We start from the raw sequence: 22713 nt of genomic DNA, 5'->3' as shown, positions 1-22713 counted from the left end.
AGAGATATATTGATGCCCAAGCAAGAAATACCCGCGCTAGAGCGATGGATACCCGTGGAAGCCGAGGAAATACCCGAAGCGAGCAGGCTCATCCCATCCTACAGGCAATGCATGGCTGCCTGTGCTTCTTGCCATGGAACCGAATATCCTTTGCCCTTAGCACAAAAGATACTAGAGGAACTATACTCAGGGTCGGCATTTTTATCGTAGCCAATCTGTGCAATCACATCCTCTGTATTATGGCACACATCATAGCCATCAAATTGGAGTGTGAGTGCACCTTTCCCATTTGTATAGGCGGCAAAGGTTGTACTGTAGCTCATTAAAGTGGCAACAGGTGCACGACCTGTTAGGATAACATCCGTTTCGGATAAAATCGGGTCATCGAACGTGCCAGCTGCTTGCTGAATATCAGTCATCATACGACCGATAAAGTCATTTGAAGCTTTCATTTTAAAGCGATAATAGGGTTCAAGTAGGACATTTTGTGCCTGCTCCAGCCCCTGACGCAGGGCACGGAAACTGGCTTCACGGAAATCTCCCCCCGATGTATGTTCATTGTGCCCGCGACCTGTTAGAAGTGTAAAATGAATATCTGTTACAGGGAAGCCTGTCAGTAGCCCATGATGGTCACGCTCAAACAGATGCTTTTCAACAAGGCGCTGATTGCCTACAGATAAATGATCGGCATGACAGGCATTGGTGAAGGTATTACCTGTTCCACGTGGATTTGGCTCCATTAATAAATGAACTTCTGCATAATGCTTGAGGGGCTCGAAATGACCATAGCCCGTTACGGTCGTCGCAATGGTTTCCATGTATAAAATTTGCGGCTCACCAAAGGAGACAGCTAATGAAAAACGCGTCATTAATACCTCTGTCAGGACCTCCAATTGAATGGCACCCATAATATGCACATGGATTTCCTGAAATTTTTCCTGCCAGACCACACGCAAGGACGGCTCTTCTGCTTCGAGTAACCGGAAAATCTGTAGCACTTCCTTGATATGCTGATCACCCTCATATTGAACCTTTGCCTGTAAAGTTGGGACAAGCTCATAGGGCTGTGATAGCATCGTTGTACCGATTCGATCCCCAATGTTTGCCTGGCTCAGTCCTTTGACAGCGAAAATTTCTCCTGCCTCTACCTGTTGAACGGTCTCAAAGCGACTGCCGTTATAAAGGCGAATTTCGGTCACTTTTTCTGTTACTTCGTCAAATGAAAATTCATCTCGTACATGCAACGAGCCCTTGGTTGCCTTCATAAAGGTTAAACGCTGGTGACCATCATGACGAATCTTAAAAACCTCGCCCTCAAATGGGGCATCCTTGTCAAAATGGGAAGCCGTTAACAGCGGGAGCTGGTCAAGAAATTCCTGAATGCCCTCATCCTTTAAGGCCGAGCCAGCAAAGCAAGGGAAGGCACCTTCATTTTTAATCATTTCCTTTAATTGAGCAAGACACTGTTCATGCTCCAATGACTCATATAGAAAGGCATCAAGCAATTTTTCGTCGCGCTCCGCCAGCCATTCCATAATATTATTTGATACATAGTCTGCTCGCAGTGGCTCATCGATGAACAAAACATGCTGAGAGCAATCTTTGCGAAGCTGGCTGATGACAGCCTCCATATTGGCACCCTCACGATCCATTTTGTTGATAAAGAAGAAGGTAGGGACATGGTATTGACGTAAAAGTTGCCACACTGTTTCTGTATGGCCCTGTATCCCTTCGACAGCGCTAATGATAATAATGGCATAATCCATCACACGAATGGCACGCTCCATCTCAGGGGAGAAATCGACATGCCCTGGCGTATCAATCAATGTGTATGTATCATCGCCAATATTCATGCGCCCTTGCTCGGCAAATATCGTAATGCCCCGTCTGCGCTCTAGCTCATGATGATCAAGAAAGGTATCCTGATGATCAACACGCCCCCGTGCTTGAATACTATTTGTATGAAAAAGCACTTGCTCAGAGAAGGTCGTTTTTCCTGCATCCACGTGCGCAAGTACACCGATCGTTTTGTACATAAGAAATCCTCGTTTCTATAGAATGCTATCTTTTTATTGTAACAGAATACTAGCTTCTATATTTCTTGTAAAATAGTTCGTCTTTATGTCGAAATAGTGCTAATATAATGATGATTATACTTTTAGTGTCATACTACTGATTGCGCGATAAATTTTCTTCTGCTAGTCTATCAATAGTATTGACCATTATAGAACGTATTGGTGCAAATGGCATTTGTCATTTGCTTAAAAGGGAAATCGGTGCAATTCCGATGCTGTCCCGCAACTGTAAATGGGGAGTCTATACAGCATGCCACTGTAGTGAAACTATGGGAAGGCGTATAGATGATGAACCTAAGCCAGGATACCTGCCAGTATGTATTTTTTGACTAAGAACCACGAGGATGGGGATAGTGATGAAGGTAATGATACCGTTATTTCACTATGCTACTCTCTTGGCGACAAGAGGGTTTTTTTATGCCCTTCCAACTACCTTAGTAGTAAAGAAGTCTCTGATTTCTTTCTATATTTTAACAGCAAAGGAGAAAAGGACATGAAGAAATGGAAAAGTATATGGCTGATGATGATCATTGCCTTGGTCGCTGTTTTAGGGGCTTGTAACGCAAAGGACAAAACGGAATCAGCTGCACAAGGTGAAAAGGTTGAGCCATCTGAGGCGGCAGCAGAAGTAACCATTGAAAATAATGACACAACTCAAACATATACGGAAGCACCAACAAAAGCGATTAGCTTAAATCAACATGTGACAGAAATCATGCTTGCACTTGGTTTAGAGGATTCTATGGTAGGGACAGCTTACTTAGATGATAAAATCTATGAACCACTGCAAGAGGCATACGATAAGGTCCCTGTTCTTTCCGATCAATACCCAACGAAGGAGCAAGTCATCGATGCCGAGGCAGATTTCCTATATGCTGGCTGGAAAAGTGGCTTTGGCGAAAAGGGTGTAGGCACACCAGAAGAGCTTGAAGAATTAGGCATCCATACGTATTTACATACGGCTTCCAACATGACAAAGCCAACAATAGAAGATATTTTCACTGATATTCGCAATATCGCGAAGATTTTCCGTATTGAGGATCGTGGCGAAGCTTTAATTGAGCAAATGACGAAAGATGTAGAGGCAGTACAAGCTAAATTACCAAAAGATAGCGAAAAATTACGTGTTCTTGTGTTTGATAGCGGTGAAAAGGATGTATTTACAGCTGGTCAAAACTTTATGAATGAGCTTGTGACAATCGCGGGTGGACAAAATATCTTTGGTGATGTGGAATCTGGCTGGACAACTGTGTCGAAGGAAGATGCAGTAGACCGCAACCCAGAGGTAGTTGTCGTGATTGATTACGGTGAAACAACGGCAGACCAAAAGATCCAATTCTTAAAAAATGATCCAGCCTTAAAGGAGATGGAAGCGGTCAAAAATGAGCGCTTTGTCATACTGCCACTTTCAGCAGCGTCTGAAGGGGTTCGTGCGGCAGAGGCCATTGAAATTTTAGCAAAGGGCTTCTATCCTGAAAACTTTTAATCCATTCGAGCTAGCGTTTTGCTAGCTCCTTTTTTATAAGGAGCGATAAAAATGAACGCATTTCAAAAAAATGTACCAGATCAAACATTTGAAACACTGAACGGTCATGGTGAGTTTACCCGTCTAGCCGTTAGCCCTGGCATTATTAATAAGCATTATACTCCTGCACAATTCCAAAAAATAGCCGAAATTGCTGGCGAAAAGGGGGCGATAAAATATTCTGCTTCCTATAGTATACTCGTATCCATACCAACGTGCGATGCCACGGAAGCGGTGCAAGCCTTACAGGAAGCAGGTCTTTATGTTGCTCCCTCTGGTTCAATCATAGCCATGAAGGCCTGCGATTTTTGTGATGGGGAGAAAATGGAGGCTGCTCCGATAACCGAACAGCTCTATCATGCCATAGAGGGGATGAAGGTACCTGCAAGAGTGCGTGTCAATATTAATGGCTGTGCATCAGCTTGCTACAATGCAGTCTATGATGATATTGGACTCGTTTACCAACAAGAAAGCTTTGATGTCTATTTAGGGGCAGTACCAATGGGAGCAAAGGCACAGGCTGGCACGTTATTCGCTAAGAGGGTAGACGTCACACAAATTGAAGATTTTTTACTGCACCTGATAAACCTTTATAAGGAGCATGCTCGCCCAAATGAGCCCTTTTATAAATTTTATCGCAGAACAAAGTCAGCAGAATATTGGGAACTAGTGAAAAATTCAATTCAATAGAGGAATATTACTTAGGGTGTCGAAGTATTGTAGTAAGGCACAGAAAATTACAATACAAAGGAGCAAGAACATGACATCGAAACAAGGGATTCAACCAGAAGATCTTTATCACTTAAAATCAGTAGCAGATCCACAGCTTTCACCAGATGGGACAGAGGTAGTTTATGTAGAGACTCGTATGGACGAGAAGAAAAATGACTATATATCGAATTTGTTTTACATAAACTTGAAGGACAAAACAACACAGCAATGGACATTTGGTGAAGATAGAACGAGTTCCCCTGTTTGGTCACCAGATGGCAGTCAAATTGCATTTTTGTCAACGAGAACAGGTAAGTCGCAAATTTATGTTCTTTCGAAAACAGGTGGAGAGGCAAAACAGGTGACACATTGTAAAAATGGAGCGACCTCCCCTGTCTGGTCACCATGTGGCAAGAAAATTGCTTTTTCAGTCGTGCTAGGGAAAGATGAAACCATCCTAGATAAAGCGGAGGATGAGAAGAAAAAGGATAAAGAACTAAAGCCACTAGAAATCGAGAAAATGAAACACAAATCGGATGCTGTTGGATTTATGGATATGGAGCAGTTTACCCATATTGCCATTGTCAATGTGGCATCAGGAGAGCTAGAACAAGTGACAGAAGGCAAAGAGTACTGCCATCTAGGTACTTGGTCGCCAGATGGCAAATACCTTACGTACTTAGCAAATAAAGCGGAGGATTTAGATTTCTCATTTAATGTGGATATCTATTTATTGGAGTTAGAAACGAAACAGAGTCACAAGCTAACAGAAGGTTCGGGTGCTTATTACCAAACGGCTTGGTCTCCGAATAGTCGCTATCTTTCTTTTGTAGGTGGAGAACGTGAATTTGAAAATGCCACACAAGCAAAGCTTTGGATGTATGACATGGAGCAAAAACTACTAAACTGTGTAACAAGTGAATTTGATGCGCCTGTTGGTGATTATGTCATCGGTGATTTCCTGCAAGGTGTAGCGTCACCACGAGTGCAATGGATGAATGATAATCATAGCTTCTACTTCCAAGTCACAGATCACGGCAATGCGGCGATTTATTACGGAAATGTAGATGGCGAAATTTACCCAGCTATCCATGATGATCAATATGTCTATGGCTTCTCACTTGATGCGCAAAACGATCAGGCTATTGCGGCTATTAGCACAACGACCAATCCAGGCGATCTGTTTTATGTGAACCTAAAAACGGGTGACAAAGAACAGTTGACGTCCATTAATGAAGATTTTTTAAAAACCAAAACATTAGCTGTTCCAGAGAGTATCGAATTTGAAGGTGCTGAAGGCTGGAAGGTCAACGGCTGGATTATGAAGCCAGTTGGCTATGAAGCAGGGAAGAAGTATCCTCTCATTCTTGAAATCCATGGTGGTCCGCATGCAATGTATGGCAATACCTACTTTAATGAATTCCAAATCCTTGCTGCACAAGGCTTTGCAGTGCTTTATACGAATCCGCGTGGTAGTCATGGCTATGGCCAAAAATTTGTGGATGCAGTACGTGGCGATTATGGTGGGAATGATTATGCGGACTTAATGGCAGCGGTAGACTACGCTCTGGAGCACTATGATTTTATTGATCAAGATCGTCTAGGTGTAACTGGTGGAAGCTACGGTGGTTTTATGACCAACTGGATTGTGGGCCATACAAATCGCTTTAAAGCAGCTGTGACGCAGCGCTCCATTTCGAACTGGATTAGCTTTGCTGGTGTCAGTGATATCGGCTATTATTTTACAGACTGGCAAATTCAAGCAGGACTCGATGATATAGAGAAGCTATGGCATCATTCGCCACTGAAGTATGTAGACAAAGTGGAGACACCATTATTGATTTTACATGGTGAAAAAGACTATCGTTGTCCAATTGAGCAGGCAGAGCAATTGTTTATCGCCTTAAAATATCGTAAAAAACAAACAAAATTCGTGCGTTTTCCTGAGGCGAATCATGAACTTTCAAGAAGTGGAAAGCCTACATTACGAATTAATCGACTTGAATATATCCGTGATTGGTTTGTGAAATATCTATAATCGGGTGGCCTAAGAAGAGAACATCTTCTTAGGCTACTTTTAATAGAAGGGCTCTGTTTGATTGTTTATAACGTTTCAATCTTTTGGAACCTTTATTGTAGAGGTACCGAACCTCCTTAGGTAGAATCAACTTTTCCTTACATAAAAAGAATCACACCTTGGTGTGATTCTCGATTGGTTAGTCGATTTTCTGGATGAACACGACCTTCAGATAATTAAATTCAGGGTATTCACGTGGTACACGGAAATCCTTCGGTAAACCGTATTCCTCGACAATTTTATAGCGTGTACGAGTCTCTTTAAAGGCTTGGTCAATAAAGCCTTTGAACTTTTTCATGCCAAAGCTGGCATTATTTGTGGAAGCCACAATGATGCCGTTTTTAGCGGTAATGGCAATCGTGTCCTTTAGTAATTTAGGGTAGTCCTTTGCCGTTGAAAAGGTCATTTGCTTCGTACGTGCAAAGCTAGGTGGGTCTAATACGACAAGGTCAAACTGTAAAGCATGGCGTTGTGCATATTTAAAATAATGGAAGACATCCATGACTTTTATATCCTGTGCCTCATAATCAATATGATTGACACTAAATTGCTCAATCGTTTTGGCTAGACTACGCTTTGCCACATCTACACTCGTTGTCTTGATGGCTCCTCCTAGAGCGGCTGCCACAGAAAATGCTCCTGTATAGGAAAATGTATTCAGCATGTCTGTGTTGTTGGCATAACGCTCTCGAATAGCCAATCGTACCTCACGTTGATCGAGGAAAATCCCTGTCATGGCGCCATCGTTTAAATGCACCGCATAGGTCATACCATTTTCCTTCACCATGATAGGAAATTCTCCTGGCGTGCCCATTACAAAATCATCTTGCTCGATATATTGTCCTTTACTATCAAAGCGTTTTTTCTCATAAATCGCTTGGTAGTCTACTGTCTCAGCAAGCGCCTCATACACCACTTCTTTAAATGAGTAAATGCCCTCACTATACCAGCTTACCATGTAGTAGCTGTTAAAAAAATCAATCGTAAGACCGCCGATGCCATCTCCTTCACCATTAAACACACGAAAGGCTGTTGTGTTTTCATTGCTAAAAAATGCAGCACGATTGTCGATGGCTTTTTTGAATTTTTTTATAAAAAAAGCTTTATCAATTGTTTCATTCGCATCGGTCGTTAGCACCCAGCCAATCCCTTTGTTTTGGATGCCGTAGTAACCTGTTCCAATAAAACGGTTATGATGATCCATGAGTCTGAGGAGTGTTCCTTGCTCAGCAGGTAAACGTCGTGCATCAACCGCATCTTTTGAAATAAGTGGGAAGCCTTTTTTTAATTGATCAGAAAAGGGCTGTTGTACTTGTAGAGCTATTGTTTGTGTCATAGTGTCATCCTTTAAAAAACGTTTTGCTCTATTATCGCACTGTTTGCGCGGGATAGCCAAACTTATTTCAGGAATTGCGCAATTTTTGTCACGGTTGCAATCGTTGCTTCTTCAAAATAATTCATTTTACTGAAATAACTATGGATTAAACCTGGCATTGTAATATGTTCCACTACCACACCAGCAGCCTTTAACTTTTGTGCATAGCTTAGACCCTCATCAAAGAGAACATCTGCCTCTGCAGCTATAATGAATGTTTTCGGCATGTTACGGACTTCCTCTAGCTGAAGTGGGGACACAAGTGGATTTGTGAAGTTTGCTTCCTCTGTATAGTGATGAGAGAACCACTGCATGGCTTGTGTATCTAAGCCGTAATCTTCACCATATGCCAGATAAGATACTGTTGAAAAATCGACATTTGTGACAGGATAGATGAGTGTTTGAGCGTGTAACGATGGTCCCTCGAGTGCAGTAGCTAAGTATGCAACTACAGTAGCCAAATTTCCGCCAGCACTGTCCCCAGCAACTGATAATCGACTTGCATCGCCACCTAAGGATTCCATATGATCGTGCACCCATACTAAGCTATCATAGGCATCATGTAAGGGTGTTGGGAAAGGATATTCAGGTGCTAAGCGGTAATCCACTGATACCACAATCGCCTGTGCCTGGTCTGCTAATAACTGGCAGCCTGCATCGACAGATTCTAGATTGCCATAGACCCAGCCTCCACCATGATAATAAACAATAACAGGTAATGTTTTACCGAGAACGGGCGTATAAAGCCGAACTGTAATTTGTTCGCCATCTCGCACTGTAATTTTGTGATCCTCAATGGATGCTAGCTTCGGTTTGTGTGCAGATTGCCATTGTGTAACCGTCCGCATGGCTCTCGCTTCCTGAGGTGAAACTTTGTAATAAGGTGTACCAGTACGCTGAGCTTCTAGATATTGAACAGCTTCTTTTCTTAAAGTTATCATCTTCATCATTCCTTTATTGAGAGGTTTGTTATTCCTATTATAAACTATTCATATAATTTTACTAGGATTTAGGTGTAACAAATGTTTATTTATTTAAAAATAGGTGAAACAAGCGCATTATGTTTATAATAAAAGGGACGAAAGTATTTGGAGGGACAGTATGATTTCTTTAATTGTGGCACATGATGACAATTACGTCATCGGATATAACAATGGGATGCCTTGGCATTTACCTGGGGATCTGCAGTATTTTAAACAAAAAACAATGGGCAAGCCTATGATTATGGGACGTAAAACATTTGAATCCATCGGTCGACCACTTCCAGGGCGACGCAACATCGTCATTACACGAGACGAGAACTATCAGGCAGAAGGCATTGAAATTGTCACTAGCTTGGAAGGTGCTTTAGCGCTAGCTGGAGATGTACCTGAGGTGATGATTATTGGCGGCGAGCAAATTTTCCGTTTAGTGATGGAGATGGCTGATCGCTTGTATATCACAAAAATTAATCATGCCTTTCAGGGTGACACCTATTTCCCGAGCTATGAGCAAGATTTTGTTCAAGTCTCTTCAGAGGAGCCTGAAACAGCACCAGAAGGTTATACATTCCAATATCAAATTTTTGAACGTAAATAAACGAAAAAGCAATCGCTCCCTTCACAATGAGCGATTGCTTTTATTATAGATAAAAATAAACACACGCATACATGGAGGCACAGCCAGCTAGCACAAAGAGATGCCAGATTGCATGGTTAAAGGGCAGAGAGCGCCATGCATAAAAGATGGCTCCAATCGTATAGAATAGCCCACCTGCTAGCAGTAAAGCAAAGCCATGTAAACCTAAATACAGATAAACGGGCTTAATGGCAAATATAATTAACCAGCCCATGCCAATATAAAAAATTAATGAAAGTACTTCAAAGCGATTAATAAAGAAACATTTAAACAATACACCAAGCACAGCCAATGACCAAATAATACATAGTAGCGTCAATCCAAGGGCACCACCAACGGCAATTAATAAAAACGGCGTATAGGTGCCGGCAATTAAAATATAAATGGACGAATGGTCCAAAATAGCGAAAAAGTGTTTATATTTTTCTGGCATACTGTGTAGTAATGTAGACATTAAAAACAGAATGATGACAGACGCACCGAAAATGCTGAAGGTTGTAATATGTAGGGCATTTCCTGTTTGTACGGCTGCTAACAGTAGAACAACCAGTGCTGGAATACTAGCAATGAAACCAATACCGTGTGTTATGGCATTCCACAGCTCTTCCCTCCATGATTTATAGTCAAATGAATCAACCATTTGAAACACTCCTTTCGTTCGTACATTTACTATACCCCAATAATTTATAGATGAACATTTACATTTGTCATATAGTTCATATCAAAAATGTCATAAGCCTGTCATATTCTTTGAGGGGCATTGATAGACAAGAGGTAGGTGAAAACGCTATAGTATCCAAGGTAGCGTTTACATGCTAGCTAGGACAGAGCTTTGCCTAATGACAAATGTCATGTTTACATAATGATTCATTAGTCTATATAATAAATTTTAATGAAGTAAAAGGATGTGTCGAAGTGAGACGAATTCATATAGTAACGGACTCAACTTGTGATTTAACAAAAGAAGAAGTAGCACAACATGGCATACATATCGTGCCTTTAACGATTCAAATTGATGGTCAAACATATACAGATGGAGTGGACTTAGAGCCACCATCTTTTTTAGGCTTAATGAAAAATGCAAAAAATTTACCGAAAAGTTCACAACCAGCACCAGGTAAATTTAAGGAATTATATGATGAGCTCGGTAAAGATGGCGATCAAATTATCTCCATCCATATGACTGGTGGTATGAGTGGCACAGTAGAATCAGCTCGTCAAGCAGCTCAAATGACAGATGCCGATGTGACAGTCATTGACTCACGCTTTATCGCGATTGGTTTAGCTATCCAACTACGAGAGGCCATCCGCATGCGAGATGAAGGCGCCACTGTGGAGGACATCGTGACACGTTTAGAAAAGGTACGAGACAATACACATTTATACGTTATTGTAGACACGCTCGAAAACTTAATCAAAGGCGGTCGAATTGGTAAAGGCACAGGCTTTATCGGTTCCCTCCTAAACATCAAAGTCATTGCCAACCTTGAAGGTGGCGTATACAATCCTGTGTCAAAGGTACGTAGTCATAAACAAGTAGTCAATTTTTTATTTAAACAATTCCAAGCAGATACAGCTGGAAAAACAGTTAAGGCAGTCGGCATTTCCCATGCAGATGGCCTAGTAACGATGGGCAACCCATTAAAAGCGCTGATCGAAGAAACTGGCTTTAACGATGTTGAAATTGCCTTTACATCTCCAATCATCTCGACACATACAGGTCCAGGAGCAATTGGTTTTATTTATTTTGCAGAATAACAGGAAGGAGCTACTACATAAGTAAATGTAGTGGCTTTTTTATTATGCGTGGAACTCCTAGCAGGATGAGCGGATTATTCAAAGATGAGCAGTTTTTGTTTAGCTGTGATCAGTTTTCCACTAACTATGAGCGTGAGCGGCTTCAATTAAATAGTAATCGTGTTGAACAGTAGCTTCAATCAAACAGTGATCACGTTGCCACCAAAAATAAATCAGACATCCTACTAATTATCATCCCTTCTGCATAAAGGCACACTGTATAAACACACATTTTTCCATACATACACCTGAGGAAATTTGGCAAGCACACAAAATTATGGAGAACTAAGGGGAAGTCACTTTTCATGGCGGCATGAACTATTCTATAATAGAAGTAATAGAAAGGGATGGAAGGTGGTCAAATGGACATTTGGCGATTTATGTTGTCATGTTTGACCGTCTTTGTACTAAGTGGTTGTGCAATATCAATCGATGAACCGAATCCGCAAGCAGAACCTGAAGGTGAGCAAGCAGGAACGGAGCAAGATATACCGCAGGATGAGCAACAAACAGAAGATGAGGAAAAAACATCTAAGAATATGTTGACGCAAATTTTTGAACATTTTTTTGAGCCATCAGCAGAGGATTTATCGCAAATTGATGAAGAACAAGCAAAGCAACTACATTACTTGGCACTGGGAGATTCGTTGACAGATGGTGTCGGTGATGAGTATAGTCAAGACGGTTATGTTGGAAGATTAGCAGATTCATTGCTCGCATGGCCTTCGATTTCGGATGTAGAGGTTGATAATCGGGGCAAACGTGGCAGACGCAGCGATCAGCTACTAAAATTAGTGAAAAAAGGGCATTATGATGAGGAGCTGCAAGAAGCACAGCTAATTTCCTTAACAATGGGTGGCAATGATGTCATGAAGGTCGTCAGGCAGGATTTATTTAACCTGAAACGTGATGCTTTTGATAAGGAATTACTGGCATACAAGGAACGTTACAGCAAAATCGTAGAAGGCATTCGTGCTAAAAATCCGACAGTGCCCTTATTACTCATTGGTTTTTACAATCCATTTTCGATTGTAACCAATGAGGCGAATGAATTTGATACGATTATCACAGAATGGAATAATGTGATAGAGGAAGTAGCCAGCAAGGATTCCAATGCTTGTTACGTATCAGTAGAAGATTTGTTTGATTCAAATGAAGAGCTCGTCTATCATACAGACTTTTTCCACCCGAATGCAAAGGGGTATGAAAAAATGACAGAGCGTATACTAGCAGCAATGGAGCAGTGTGGTATGGAAAAAAAGATTAACAAGGCAATAGGCTTCGAGGAGTGACAAAATGAATAAATGGAAAGTCGCGTTTTTCGCCTTAGCGGGCACAGTGCTTTTTGCAATCCTCCTCGTCGTTTTTTTAGCAACTAGACCAGTGGATGGCGTCCATGTTGCGAAGAGTTCAGCAGGTGAAAGTGAAAGCAAAGGAAATGTACTCGTGGTGCAAACCACAACAAAGGAATTAGAATCGATCTCAAAAAAATACCTAAAGGATGCAGCGAAAGGCTCACCTTTACCACTTGATTTCACAATTGGGGATGATATTCAACTACGTAGCACACTGACAGTATTCTATACGGAAATCCCCATTTCCATGAATTTTGATCCTATTGTGGATGACAAGGGGAATATTATTTTAAAACAGACAGGCATGAATGTAGGGTTATTAAACATTCCACCAGAAACGACAATGAAAATCATGCGCGATTCGGTGGAATTTCCCTCATGGATTACCGTGAATCCGAATAAAGCAGAAATATATATTGATTTATCGCGCATTAACATTGCCTCTGGTTCACGTGTACGTGCTAAAGAGTTGGACTTACCAAAGGATAAAATCTTATTGGAAATTATTGTTCCTGGTGAATAAGGAGTGAAGTGAATGGCAAAGCAATATGCAACATTTGCGGGAGGCTGTTTTTGGTGTATGGTCAAGCCCTTTGACGAAACACCTGGGATTGATTCCGTAATCTCAGGCTATACAGGTGGACATGTTGTAAATCCTACCTATGAACAGGTTTGCTCGGAAACAACAGGGCATGTGGAAGCTGTACAAATCACATTTGATGATGAGTTATATAGCTACGAGCAGCTACTTGCGATTTATTGGACTTTAATTGACCCAACAGATGCAGGTGGTCAATTTTACGACCGTGGAGAATCCTACACAACGGCCATTTTTTATCATAACGAAGAACAACGTGAGCTAGCTGAACGTTCAAAGTCGGATTTACAAGCGTCTGGCAAGTTTGATAAACCAATTATGGTAAAAATTTTACCAGCCACTACGTTTTATCCGGCTGAGGATTATCATCAACAGTATTATAAGAAAAATCCAATGCACTATGAGCGCTATTCGATTGGATCAGGTCGAAGAGCGTTTCAGGAGCAACACTGGGGGAACAAACATGAATAAGGAACAACGTTTAAAAGAACTAACAGAGATGCAATACTATGTCACACAGGAAAATGGCACAGAGCCACCATTCCGTAATGAGTTTGATGACCATTTTGCAGAAGGCATCTACGTAGACATTGTGTCTGGCAAGCCTTTATTCAGCTCACTCGATAAATACAACTCAGGCTGTGGCTGGCCAGCCTTCACAAAGCCGATTGAAAAAGAACAGGTAACCGAGCATTTCGATACATCTCACGGTATGCGTCGTGTGGAGGTACGCAGCAAAGAAGCGGATTCGCATCTAGGTCATGTCTTCCCAGACGGCCCAAGTGAGCAAGGTGGCTTACGCTACTGCATAAACTCAGCAGCGCTTCGATTTATCGCAAAAGAAGATTTAGAAAAAGAAGGCTATGGCGAATACCTAGCACTATTTAAATAGTAAAAACCTAGCAAGGTAGCTCCTTGCTAGGTTTTTTTATGGTCAGGAGAAACAGCAGATTAGAAGGATAGAAATCTGAAAGTGGAGGATAGAACAGAAAAAGTGGCGGATAAGCCTGAAAAAGTAGCGGATAGATTGCTGAAAGTGAGGGATAGCCCAGCAAATTAGGGGGATAGCCCTCAAATAATTGGATAGAAATCTAAAAGTGGAGGATAAAACTTAAAAAGTAGCGGATAGCATGCTCAAAGTGAAGGATAACCCCAAATTAGTAGATAGCCCCGCAAAGTCAAGGGAGAACCAATAAAAAATTGGTTCCCCCTCTCTTTCAGTTCGCTTAAACTTTAAACTCGCTTACGAGGTTACGTAGGCTATCTGCTTGTTGGGCAAGCTCAGTGGCTGCGGCGTTGATTTCCTGCATGGAGGCGGAGCCTTGTGTGGCTGCTGCCGCAGATGTCACGGTATTGGCCGCGGATTGTTCTGCGTAGGCATTGACATGAATGAAGTCACTTGCCACCGCATTACTATTTTCAAGTGTTGTCGCAATTTTATCTACCATGGCCGCGATGATTGACGTTGTTTCTTCGGTATGCGATAAAATGTTGGCTAAGGATTGATTTGTTTCGTTTGTTACTTCAACGCCTCGGATGACCGTTGTCACACCCTCGTGATTTTGAGCAATGATGGATGTGACCTCATCTTGGATAGATGTGACAATCGATGTCACCTCTTTCGCTGCACTTTGGGATTGCTCTGCTAGTTTGCGAACTTCATCGGCTACAACAGCAAAGCCTCGTCCATGCTCACCAGCCCTTGCCGCTTCAATCGCCGCATTTAAAGCGAGGAGATTCGTTTGCTCAGAAATGGCCGTGATTGTACCAATAATGGACGTAATATCCGCAGATTTACGACCTAACGCCTCTACCGTAGATGTTGTAGAAGCCATTGTTTCTTCAATCGATTGCATGACGAGTGATGATTGTTCTACAGAGCGGCTACCTTCATCGGCTGCTTGCTGCATGGCGATAGAGGCACGATGGACAGCACTCGCTTGTTCATTTAATTGATGCATGGAATGCTCTAAGTCGCTCATTTTTTGCTGCGCACTATTCATACTGGAAATCGTATTGTCACTATCACTCGCAATATCTGCTGTCGCATCCGCAATATCCTGAATTGTACGCGCATTTTCATCTGCTAATGACATTAGCTCCTGACTGCTGCTTGATACATGATCCGCTAACTCACTTACGCGTCGAATTAAGTTAGAAATTGACTCAATTAACGTATTCGTGGAGGCTGCAATAATCGAAAATTCATCACGATTATGCACATTTACACGTCTTGTCAAATCGCCTCCTGCTTGCGCAATATCAAGGATAGAGTCATTAATCGCCTGTGTATTACGTTTTAATGATTTAAATAGCATAAAGCCAAAAATTACAATTGCTAAAAAGCCAACGATTGAAACGAGAAAGAATGTAGTGATAGAAATATTTACCTGCTGGTTAAGCTTGTCTAATTTTGTTTTATTGGAATCGTCCATGACAGTATTAATGGTCTCAATGTTTTGGTCGATATGTGTTTTCATTGTTTCCCCAGTAGCACCCATCATCAGTTTACGAGCCTGCTCAAGGCCAAGCTCATCACGCATTGTCATGACTTTATCTGAATAATCAAGGTAATTTTTATAATATTGCTCGATTGCCTGCATATGACCGAGTTCCACTTGGCGATCTTGAAATTGATCTTTCAAAGCGGCTAGCTTTTTATTAATGGTATCTATTTTTAAATGATAAGAAGTAGAATAAATGCCGTTACCCGTAATTAAATATGATTGTTCTAAATTGGTCAGTCTAGCAATCTCATAGGCAAGTTGATTCACCGTTAGTTGCTCCTGCACATTTTTCTTTGTGAAATCTTCCATTTGGTGTTGCAAGTTTTGTATATTGACATAGGACAATATACCCATAATACCGTTAATTACAATAAGAAGTGCAAACATAATAAGCACTTTACCCCGAATTAAATGGTAAAAACGTTGTCGTTTTTCTTTAATAGGAGGGGGATTTTTCCCAGTTTCCCCTTGTGTAGAAGCTTTCCTCTTCTTAAAAAAGCTAAAAGTAAAGAGAGACGGGCGTTTTTTCGCTGTACCATGGGTTTTTTTAGTCTTTTTCATCGCCATCACCTTCCTATTTTTTAAATAATCGATTTCAATTTTATCTTATTTTACTAGATTTTTCTATCTTTATTTCTAAAAATTAAAATTTTTCAGATAAAATAACTATGACAAAAGTCAGGATCGACCATGAAAATAGTTCTAAAATCATAAGTGGGTAAAATATAGTAGTAGTGGAATTTATGACGAATGCTATTTTTTTTGATACACTAGCGAAAAGCCAATGCATAAAAAGGGGAATTTGTTCGATGAAGAAAAGTTTTTATTTATATGTCCTAACCTATCGAGGTGGCGATTGGTCTGACCCTAAAGTACGCTTTGCAGAGGAAGTGTTTCATGAGCATAATTTTCCAAAGCAGAGCACAGACTTTAATGAGTTGTCCGACTATATAGAAACCTATGCAACGGAAAACCTAACAATCCAGACCTTTGATACTTTGTGGACACTTTATGAGGAACAAGCATAATTGTACGAAAACTATAAATAATTTTGTAGTTGCTAGACGTCTAGCATTGCGTAAATGACAGAAACACAGTATTATTTATAGTGATAACTGACAGAAAAGAGGGATTGCAGTATGAGTATTCATATTAATGCAAAAAAAGGTGAAATCGCTGACACAATTTTACTTCCAGGAGATCCATTACGTGCAAAATACATTGCGGAAACATTTTTAGAAGATGTAATTTGCTACAACGAAGTACGTAATATGTTCGGATACACTGGTACGTATAAAGGGAAACGTATTTCTGTACAAGGAACTGGTATGGGTGTGCCATCTATTTCAATCTACGCAACAGAATTAATGCAAGAATATGATGTTCAAAAATTAATCCGTGTAGGTACTTGTGGTGCAATTCAAAAAGATGTAAAAGTACGTGACGTGATTTTAGCACAAGGAGCAACATCTGATACACGTATGAACCAAATCATCTGGGGCGGTGCTATCGATTTCGCACCAATCGCTGACTTTGATCTTTTATTAAAAGCATACAATGCAGGTAAAGATGCAGGTCTTAACTTACAAGTAGGGAATATCTTCACAGCGGATTTATTCTACTCAGATGAGCACCAAAATGAAAAATTAGCGCAATACGGCGTACTAGCGGTAGAAATGGAATCAGCAGCTCTTTACACATTAGCGGCAAAATTTGGCCGTAAAGCACTTGCTGTTCTAACAGTAAGTGACCATATCATCACTGGTGAAGTAACGACAGCTGAAGAACGTCAAACAACATTCAATGACATGATCGTGGTCGCTTTAGACGCAGCGATTCAAGACTAAGCTAACTTTAGCCATAATTAACTTTATAAAGAATGCAGGCAACCGACAAAAAACAGCCCATTTTCTAAGATGGGGTGGAAGTAGTCGGTTGCTTTTTTTAGGGGTAATTATTGACAGATTGTTCCAGTTTTGATACCAGTCGGCCCGTTAAATCCTGGGATTGTGGCAATTACCATGTTTGTTGCTATGTCGATGACAGACACCGTATTGTCTACTTGATTTGTTACATAGGCAAAAGTACCATCTGGCAAGATGGTTACTTGGTCTGGAGATGCACCTACAGGAATAGTTGCAATCACCGTATTGGTGGCTGTATTGATGACAGATACGGTATTATTGCCTTTATTCACAATGTAAACAAGCGTTCCATCAGGGGTAATCGCTGTTCCTACAGGTCCTGTACCAACAGGAATGGTAGCCACTACTGTATTGGTAGTGGTATTAATAACCGATACGGAATTGCTATTTTCATTTGTCACATAAGCAAATTGCCCGCTTGGAGTCAAAACAATGGATCTAGGACGAATTCCCACAGGGATTGTAGCAATCACCGTATTGGTTGCAGTATTGATAACAGATACTGAATTGGAATTCTCGTTGGCAACATAAGCAAACGCACTGTTTGGCGTAAAGGCAATACCTTGAGGTTGCAGCCCTACTGGAATAGTGGCTGTTACGGTATTGGTGGCTGTATTAATGACCGATATAGTGTTCGATCCGTGATTGGATACATAAGCAAGTGTTCCATTTGGTGAAATGGCGACACCAAGGGGGTCAATGCCTACAGGAATGGTAGCGATTGGCAAGTTTGTGGCAGTACTAAAAACCGTTACATTATCCGAGAAGAGCGCTGGAACATAGCCGAAAGCGCCATTAGGTGTAATCGCTACTTCTAGCGGAGCAGATCCTACTGGAATGGTAGCGACGATTGTGTTTGTTGCGGTATCGATCACAGAAACTCTATTATCAGGTGTTGCGAGCTGCCCAGCATCTGTCACATAGACGAGATAATGACAACTTGGTGGTATGGGTAAAAATGGCGGCTTACATTTACAACGACAACAAGGACAACAACAGCGACAATGACAATTTGGATTTGACGTAAACTTGAATTTTTGAAAATATTTATGTTCTTTCCCCACACAGGACATCCTTTCAGTCATATATGGCTACTTTATGCGTAAAGAGCTAGGCTTGTTGTACGTTTACCTAGCCATTCCCTTTTACCATTTTTACTTGTTATTGGAACAGTTCTAAACTTCTGAGTACGGTTTATGCAGTATGAAGAAACTTAAAAGCATGGGAGCAATGAAGATGTTTAGCTTGATTAAAAATGATATAAGATTCATTGAAATTGAATATGATCTTCGTTATAAGGAATCTTCGAAAACATTTTCCTGATTTGACGATAAAAATCAATTTTATTACATTAGCTTTCCAATAGCTTCTTCGATATCTTTTCATTCGTACACCGACTCTTTTAACACTTTCCCACCAATTGTAATTTCTAAGCTTCGCCCCATAATGTTCATAAAAATAACGTGTTTTATTCTATAACTAAGACTTCGACAAATTTAGTTTGGTAGTTCTTTTGGATTTCCTTCAGCAATTGTTTTCCTATCCCTTTTTGTGATAGTTTTCTAAAAGATAGAGCGTTTCTACATAATTGGAATGGGGAAGGGTTTGAGTCTCTTTTACTTGCAGATGTGAAGCCAATAATGTCGCCTAATTCATTTTCAGCTACTAGTACATACTTCATTTTTGTCGGCAATTTGTTGTGTCCATTGTTCGTAGGATAATTTATTTTAATATTTTGCTAGCACAATATGCTTATAGCTTGTTCATCAATTATCAACAGGTACTTTTCTAATACCTTTCGCATCTTTATAGTTGCCTTTCTAATGATCAAATTTATCACCTCCTATTAAATCTTTATAAACAGAATGATAACATCTTCTACAGTTTATTTACTTAATAAGGTAAAATATGAAATGTATAGGTTTAGAGAGGGGGTATATTTTTGGAAAGTAAGTATATGTGTACGATTAAAATTAATTTAGAGGGTGGAGATATTCAATTTGATGTGTCAAATGAAGAGCAACTTTTTAGTTTAAGATCTGGTTTAGCCTTTATAGCCATCCCGCAATTTTTCTCCACGCTCACCAGTTTTTATCTAGGTAATACAAATGAGGTAAAAATAGATTGTCACGGAAACTATGATTACTATATTTTTTCCAGCGATGGTGAATACATATTAATTGAACATAAAAGTCATTATCCTATCGAAAGAATATTTAATTATCAATTTTCTCTTAAGGGGTATATGGAGGCTATAGATCAAGGCTTCAAGAAATATTTGGAGCAATTAGAGAATGAAGGCATCTTCCCATTGGAAAATCATGTATTTGCTGATCCTTTAGGAGAAGATGTTTTAAATGCTTTCTATAACTTTTCTTCATTATTAAAAGCTTGAATAGCAATGAAAAAAATAAACGTATGACCGCTTCAAAATAGAAGCTCTCTTTTACAGATAAATTGCAGCAGCCGATTCTTAACCAGACAAGGAGGATGGTGAGCTTTGAAAAAAATAGGTATACTCATAGCAGCTCTTTTCGTAGTAAGTGGGGTCTTTATTGATAGCAATAAATTATTATACCCTCCTTTGCCAATCGATTCCCTTACACCAAAGGAAGCCATACAAAAATTAAATGCATCCCCCTTTGATTTAGTGGCGCTCTCCAATGATAAGAAGGCAACTTGGTACCTCGCAGCCATTTCTGCTAGGGGCATACAGAAGGTGGACGAGGACATTCAGCAAATGATGGCTAATGAAGGATGGGCATTTCTTGAAAAAGAGGGGAGTGGATTATTTTTCGAAAAAAATGGGGAACGTTCTATTGTGACAACGGAAATGTGGACGAAGCAGTATGTGCTTGTTCAAATTCAGAAATGAAGTGCTCTATGGAAGTCTGGGATCTCTATGATAAAAATCGCCAAAAAACAAATAAGCGTCATGTACGTGGGACAGCATTAGCAGCTGAAGATTACCATATCGTTGTGCACGTATGGATTCACAATAACAGGGGAGAATTCCTTTTAACAAAAAGACATCCCAATAAACATTATCCTCATTTATGGGAATGTCCAGGAGGCTCTATAGTAACGGGTGAAAGCAGTTTGGACGGGGCTATTCGTGAGGTGGAAGAGGAAATAGGGATATCATTATTGAGGACCAATGGACAATTAGTAAAGAGTGAACGACGTGATTGTTTCAATGATTTTTATGACGTTTGGTTATTTGAGCAAAGCTTTGAAATTAGTGACACCAAACTTCAGGAGAAGGAAGTGACAGTAGTTCAATGGGTCACAAAGCTAGAGCTTGAAAAGATGCTTCACGCCAATAACGTAGTACCGACACTTCGCTACTTTACGTCCATTTTTAACGATAAGACTACGCCATGTTAGTGTTATGTGTCAGCATAATTCTGATTCTGTAGGTTAACCTATACCTAAATAGGTTAGAGGAGCGGTAAAATGAACAAGCGTATTCTTATTGGACTAGCTTTATTTACGTATGTTTCACCTTTTAATTTGGTTTCTGCAAAGGACAGTGATGCGCCACAACCTCTTGAAGAATTTCTTCCTGAAATCGGCTATAAAACAGTTGAAATAGCCGTAAAAGAGTTCGAATACCACTATAATAAAGAGCTGAAGCTACCCCTACGAGTACCGCCAATCAGCTTTACGCATCACTTTGGAAGGTTTAGTGATTTAGACGGAGAAATGAATGATCAGCTGGAGGTGGTAATGATCAGTGATCAATTGCCACAAAATCATTTCAAAATCAAGGTTCGACCAGTTCAGCATAAAATGTCATTTGAAAAATATAAAACAGATGTATTTAAGTTGAAAAATGGCAGTGAGGCAGCCTATATTGAAAATCCACGAATTGGTTTTCATTTACTTGTATTTGAAAGAGACAATTGGCAATATGTCTTTAGTATTGATCGAGATGTGGCAGATCAAGTAACGGCTGAAGTCTTGATTGATATTGCTAATTCAATTGATTATCCAAAGCAAAAGTATTAGCCCCTCTAATTTTTATTCTTACCTTTCAGCTCTTCTCGTAATTTCTTTAGTTCCTCCGTTTGCTCCAAAATAGTATTGTTAACTCGTCTAATCGAATCATATATAGCAAAAATCCCCACAAAAATAAGAATGATAACTAATAATTCCATCTTGCACCTACTTTCTATTTATACAATGATTGTAACAGGAATTTCTAAATGTTCGAAGAATTAGTTAGGTGGAGGTGCTTGTCATGCAGAGATATGTTTATCATATGGTTCCAAGGGAAATGGTGGGTCTTGAGCTCATGCCTTTAAATAGGTTAGGGGCAATGTATCCACATTTATATGAACGATATTCGAAAAAATATTTTGATCATCCAGAGAGGCCGAAATTATTCATGAAAGAAATTCCTCACTTAAATTGCTTGTGGAATGATGTTGTTCATTTCCTACCAATCCATCCTAGTCATCTATATAAGGCTTTAACAGAGCTTGGTATTGCAACGAGAGAAAGCCTAATGTTTTATCAAATTCCAATCCAAAAACTAGCGGCAAATCGTAATGCGATGTACCTGTATTCCAAGGAACACTATAAAGGGCCAGCAGGGGCAATTGCTGCAGAGGATATAAAACTACTGTCGTTACCTGATTATAGAGAACTAGAACAGCTACCATCAGCAACAGTAGACTATTTCCAAACGGAGAAAGAAAAAGGGAAGAACTTTGGGCTTTTTGCGTATATTCCCCATCTCTTGAGCTTAGGCAATGTCAACGTAGACGAGGCGAAAATTATTTCATGGAATCAACATAATCCTAGTATCAATACTAATTGAAGTGGGAAAAAAATAGGGTTTGCCGAATAGCAGGCTACCCTTTTTTGTCGCAAATTGAATAGCGGTGGAAAAACGATACACCCCTCTTCTGGAAAACTTATTAAACCTTCATAATTAATCATAAAAGGATTCTTTCAATGGCGCAAACACGCCTTCTGTCTCCAGCTCATTAGCTATTGTTCCTAGTAAACTTTTGAAAAACGAGTTGAAGCAAATAGACAATCAATCGAAATATAAGTAGATAGAAAAAGGCCTCAATAAAGCTTGTTGCTAGTATTATTACATAACGACCGAAATCTTCTAACTCATGAAAAGTATAAGTTTGT

General features: G+C 40.1%; 24 protein-coding genes and 1 riboswitch. Of the genes, 16 read left to right on the top strand and 8 right to left on the bottom strand.

Translation table 11 applies throughout. The features are described from left to right. Window positions 1-98: 98 nt before the first annotated feature. Window positions 99-2036 (bottom strand): elongation factor G, encoded by a 1938-nt coding sequence (locus tag EW028_RS06560; protein WP_131520307.1) that lies wholly within the window; start codon window positions 2034-2036, stop codon window positions 99-101. Window positions 2037-2218: 182 nt separating this feature from the next. Continuing rightward, window positions 2219-2405, top strand: a riboswitch (cobalamin riboswitch). Window positions 2406-2568: 163 nt separating this feature from the next. On the opposite strand from EW028_RS06560, the gene EW028_RS06555 reads away from it, so the two are divergent. The 3 genes from EW028_RS06555 (at window position 2569) to EW028_RS06545 (ending at window position 6349) form a co-directional block, all read left to right on the top strand. Continuing rightward, on the top strand, window positions 2569-3561 hold the full coding sequence (locus EW028_RS06555) for an ABC transporter substrate-binding protein (protein WP_131520306.1): 993 nt from the start codon (window positions 2569-2571) through the stop codon (window positions 3559-3561). A gap of 51 nt (window positions 3562-3612) precedes the next feature. Further along, entirely contained in the window at window positions 3613-4290 is a 678-nt protein-coding gene (locus EW028_RS06550; protein WP_131520305.1) for a precorrin-3B methylase, read from the top strand. A gap of 70 nt (window positions 4291-4360) precedes the next feature. Beyond that, entirely contained in the window at window positions 4361-6349 is a 1989-nt protein-coding gene (locus EW028_RS06545; RefSeq protein ID WP_131520304.1) for a S9 family peptidase, read from the top strand. 178 nt (window positions 6350-6527) lie between these two features. On the opposite strand, the gene EW028_RS06540 is transcribed toward EW028_RS06545, so the two are convergent. Both EW028_RS06540 and EW028_RS06535 read right to left on the bottom strand, forming a co-directional pair. Next, window positions 6528-7724, bottom strand: a complete 1197-nt coding sequence (locus EW028_RS06540) for a class I SAM-dependent rRNA methyltransferase (RefSeq protein ID WP_131520303.1) — start codon at window positions 7722-7724, stop codon at window positions 6528-6530. 62 nt (window positions 7725-7786) lie between these two features. Continuing rightward, a complete protein-coding gene (locus tag EW028_RS06535; protein WP_131520302.1) occupies window positions 7787-8704 on the bottom strand; it encodes an alpha/beta hydrolase in 918 nt (305 codons plus the stop codon). Window positions 8705-8864: 160 nt separating this feature from the next. On the opposite strand from EW028_RS06535, the gene EW028_RS06530 reads away from it, so the two are divergent. Next, window positions 8865-9341, top strand: coding sequence for a dihydrofolate reductase (locus tag EW028_RS06530; RefSeq protein WP_131520301.1), 477 nt, complete (start codon window positions 8865-8867; stop codon window positions 9339-9341). A 43-nt stretch (window positions 9342-9384) separates the two neighbouring features. Here the strand turns inward: EW028_RS06530 and trhA are convergent, their stop codons facing one another. Then, entirely contained in the window at window positions 9385-10020 is a 636-nt protein-coding gene (trhA, locus tag EW028_RS06525; protein ID WP_131520300.1) for a PAQR family membrane homeostasis protein TrhA, read from the bottom strand. 275 nt (window positions 10021-10295) lie between these two features. On the opposite strand from trhA, the gene EW028_RS06520 reads away from it, so the two are divergent. The 5 genes from EW028_RS06520 (at window position 10296) to msrB (ending at window position 14022) form a co-directional block, all read left to right on the top strand. Then, window positions 10296-11138, top strand: a complete 843-nt coding sequence (locus EW028_RS06520; protein WP_131520299.1) for a DegV family protein — start codon at window positions 10296-10298, stop codon at window positions 11136-11138. 401 nt (window positions 11139-11539) lie between these two features. Continuing rightward, window positions 11540-12469, top strand: coding sequence for a GDSL-type esterase/lipase family protein (locus EW028_RS06515; RefSeq protein WP_227744879.1), 930 nt, complete (start codon window positions 11540-11542; stop codon window positions 12467-12469). Between the two features lie 4 nt (window positions 12470-12473). Further along, window positions 12474-13055: a YpmS family protein gene (locus EW028_RS06510; RefSeq protein WP_048395694.1), complete on the top strand. Its 582-nt coding sequence runs from the start codon at window positions 12474-12476 to the stop codon at window positions 13053-13055. A gap of 12 nt (window positions 13056-13067) precedes the next feature. Then, window positions 13068-13601, top strand: coding sequence for a peptide-methionine (S)-S-oxide reductase MsrA (msrA, locus tag EW028_RS06505; RefSeq protein ID WP_004230216.1), 534 nt, complete (start codon window positions 13068-13070; stop codon window positions 13599-13601). Next, complete coding sequence (msrB, locus tag EW028_RS06500; RefSeq protein ID WP_048395692.1) at window positions 13594-14022, top strand: peptide-methionine (R)-S-oxide reductase MsrB; 429 nt, start codon at window positions 13594-13596, stop codon at window positions 14020-14022. Before msrA ends, msrB begins: the two co-directional genes overlap by 8 nt. Before the next feature lie 334 nt (window positions 14023-14356). Here msrB and EW028_RS06495 read toward each other — a convergent pair whose 3' ends face one another. Beyond that, complete coding sequence (locus EW028_RS06495; protein ID WP_131520298.1) at window positions 14357-16198, bottom strand: methyl-accepting chemotaxis protein; 1842 nt, start codon at window positions 16196-16198, stop codon at window positions 14357-14359. A 248-nt stretch (window positions 16199-16446) separates the two neighbouring features. On the opposite strand from EW028_RS06495, the gene EW028_RS06490 reads away from it, so the two are divergent. Both EW028_RS06490 and deoD read left to right on the top strand, forming a co-directional pair. Beyond that, the gene (locus tag EW028_RS06490; RefSeq protein WP_048395688.1) at window positions 16447-16665 is read left to right on the top strand and encodes a YozE family protein; all 219 of its coding nucleotides are present in this window, start codon (window positions 16447-16449) and stop codon (window positions 16663-16665) included. A gap of 111 nt (window positions 16666-16776) precedes the next feature. Beyond that, window positions 16777-17484 (top strand): purine-nucleoside phosphorylase, encoded by a 708-nt coding sequence (deoD, locus tag EW028_RS06485; protein WP_048395686.1) that lies wholly within the window; start codon window positions 16777-16779, stop codon window positions 17482-17484. A 107-nt stretch (window positions 17485-17591) separates the two neighbouring features. Here deoD and EW028_RS06480 read toward each other — a convergent pair whose 3' ends face one another. Next, on the bottom strand, window positions 17592-18635 hold the full coding sequence (locus EW028_RS06480; RefSeq protein ID WP_483869242.1) for a beta-propeller fold lactonase family protein: 1044 nt from the start codon (window positions 18633-18635) through the stop codon (window positions 17592-17594). Window positions 18636-19030: 395 nt separating this feature from the next. Next, a complete protein-coding gene (locus EW028_RS25560) occupies window positions 19031-19243 on the bottom strand; it encodes a GNAT family N-acetyltransferase (RefSeq protein WP_227744878.1) in 213 nt (70 codons plus the stop codon). Window positions 19244-19504: 261 nt separating this feature from the next. Here EW028_RS25560 and EW028_RS06470 point away from each other — a divergent pair, with 261 nt between their 5' ends. The 4 genes from EW028_RS06470 to EW028_RS06455 all read left to right on the top strand — a co-directional run bounded on the left by EW028_RS06470 (window position 19505) and on the right by EW028_RS06455 (window position 21573). After that, window positions 19505-19957, top strand: a complete 453-nt coding sequence (locus EW028_RS06470) for a hypothetical protein (RefSeq protein WP_131520297.1) — start codon at window positions 19505-19507, stop codon at window positions 19955-19957. 105 nt (window positions 19958-20062) lie between these two features. After that, on the top strand, window positions 20063-20437 hold the full coding sequence (locus EW028_RS06465; RefSeq protein WP_131520296.1) for a hypothetical protein: 375 nt from the start codon (window positions 20063-20065) through the stop codon (window positions 20435-20437). Between the two features lie 8 nt (window positions 20438-20445). Further along, on the top strand, window positions 20446-20949 hold the full coding sequence (locus EW028_RS06460) for an NUDIX hydrolase (protein ID WP_131520295.1): 504 nt from the start codon (window positions 20446-20448) through the stop codon (window positions 20947-20949). 69 nt (window positions 20950-21018) lie between these two features. Further along, the gene (locus EW028_RS06455; protein ID WP_131520294.1) at window positions 21019-21573 is read left to right on the top strand and encodes a hypothetical protein; all 555 of its coding nucleotides are present in this window, start codon (window positions 21019-21021) and stop codon (window positions 21571-21573) included. Window positions 21574-21578: 5 nt separating this feature from the next. On the opposite strand, the gene EW028_RS25190 is transcribed toward EW028_RS06455, so the two are convergent. Then, entirely contained in the window at window positions 21579-21722 is a 144-nt protein-coding gene (locus EW028_RS25190) for a hypothetical protein (RefSeq protein ID WP_167334368.1), read from the bottom strand. An 83-nt stretch (window positions 21723-21805) separates the two neighbouring features. On the opposite strand from EW028_RS25190, the gene EW028_RS06450 reads away from it, so the two are divergent. Further along, on the top strand, window positions 21806-22387 hold the full coding sequence (locus tag EW028_RS06450; protein WP_131520293.1) for a group-specific protein: 582 nt from the start codon (window positions 21806-21808) through the stop codon (window positions 22385-22387). Window positions 22388-22713 lie beyond the last annotated feature (326 nt).

The organism is Lysinibacillus sp. OL1 (assembly GCF_004332175.1).
In the GTDB taxonomy this organism is placed as follows: Bacteria; Bacillota; Bacilli; order Bacillales_A; family Planococcaceae; genus Lysinibacillus; species Lysinibacillus capsici.
The sequence above is the reverse complement of the archived record's forward strand: the minus strand, read 5'-3'. Positions and strand labels throughout refer to the sequence as shown.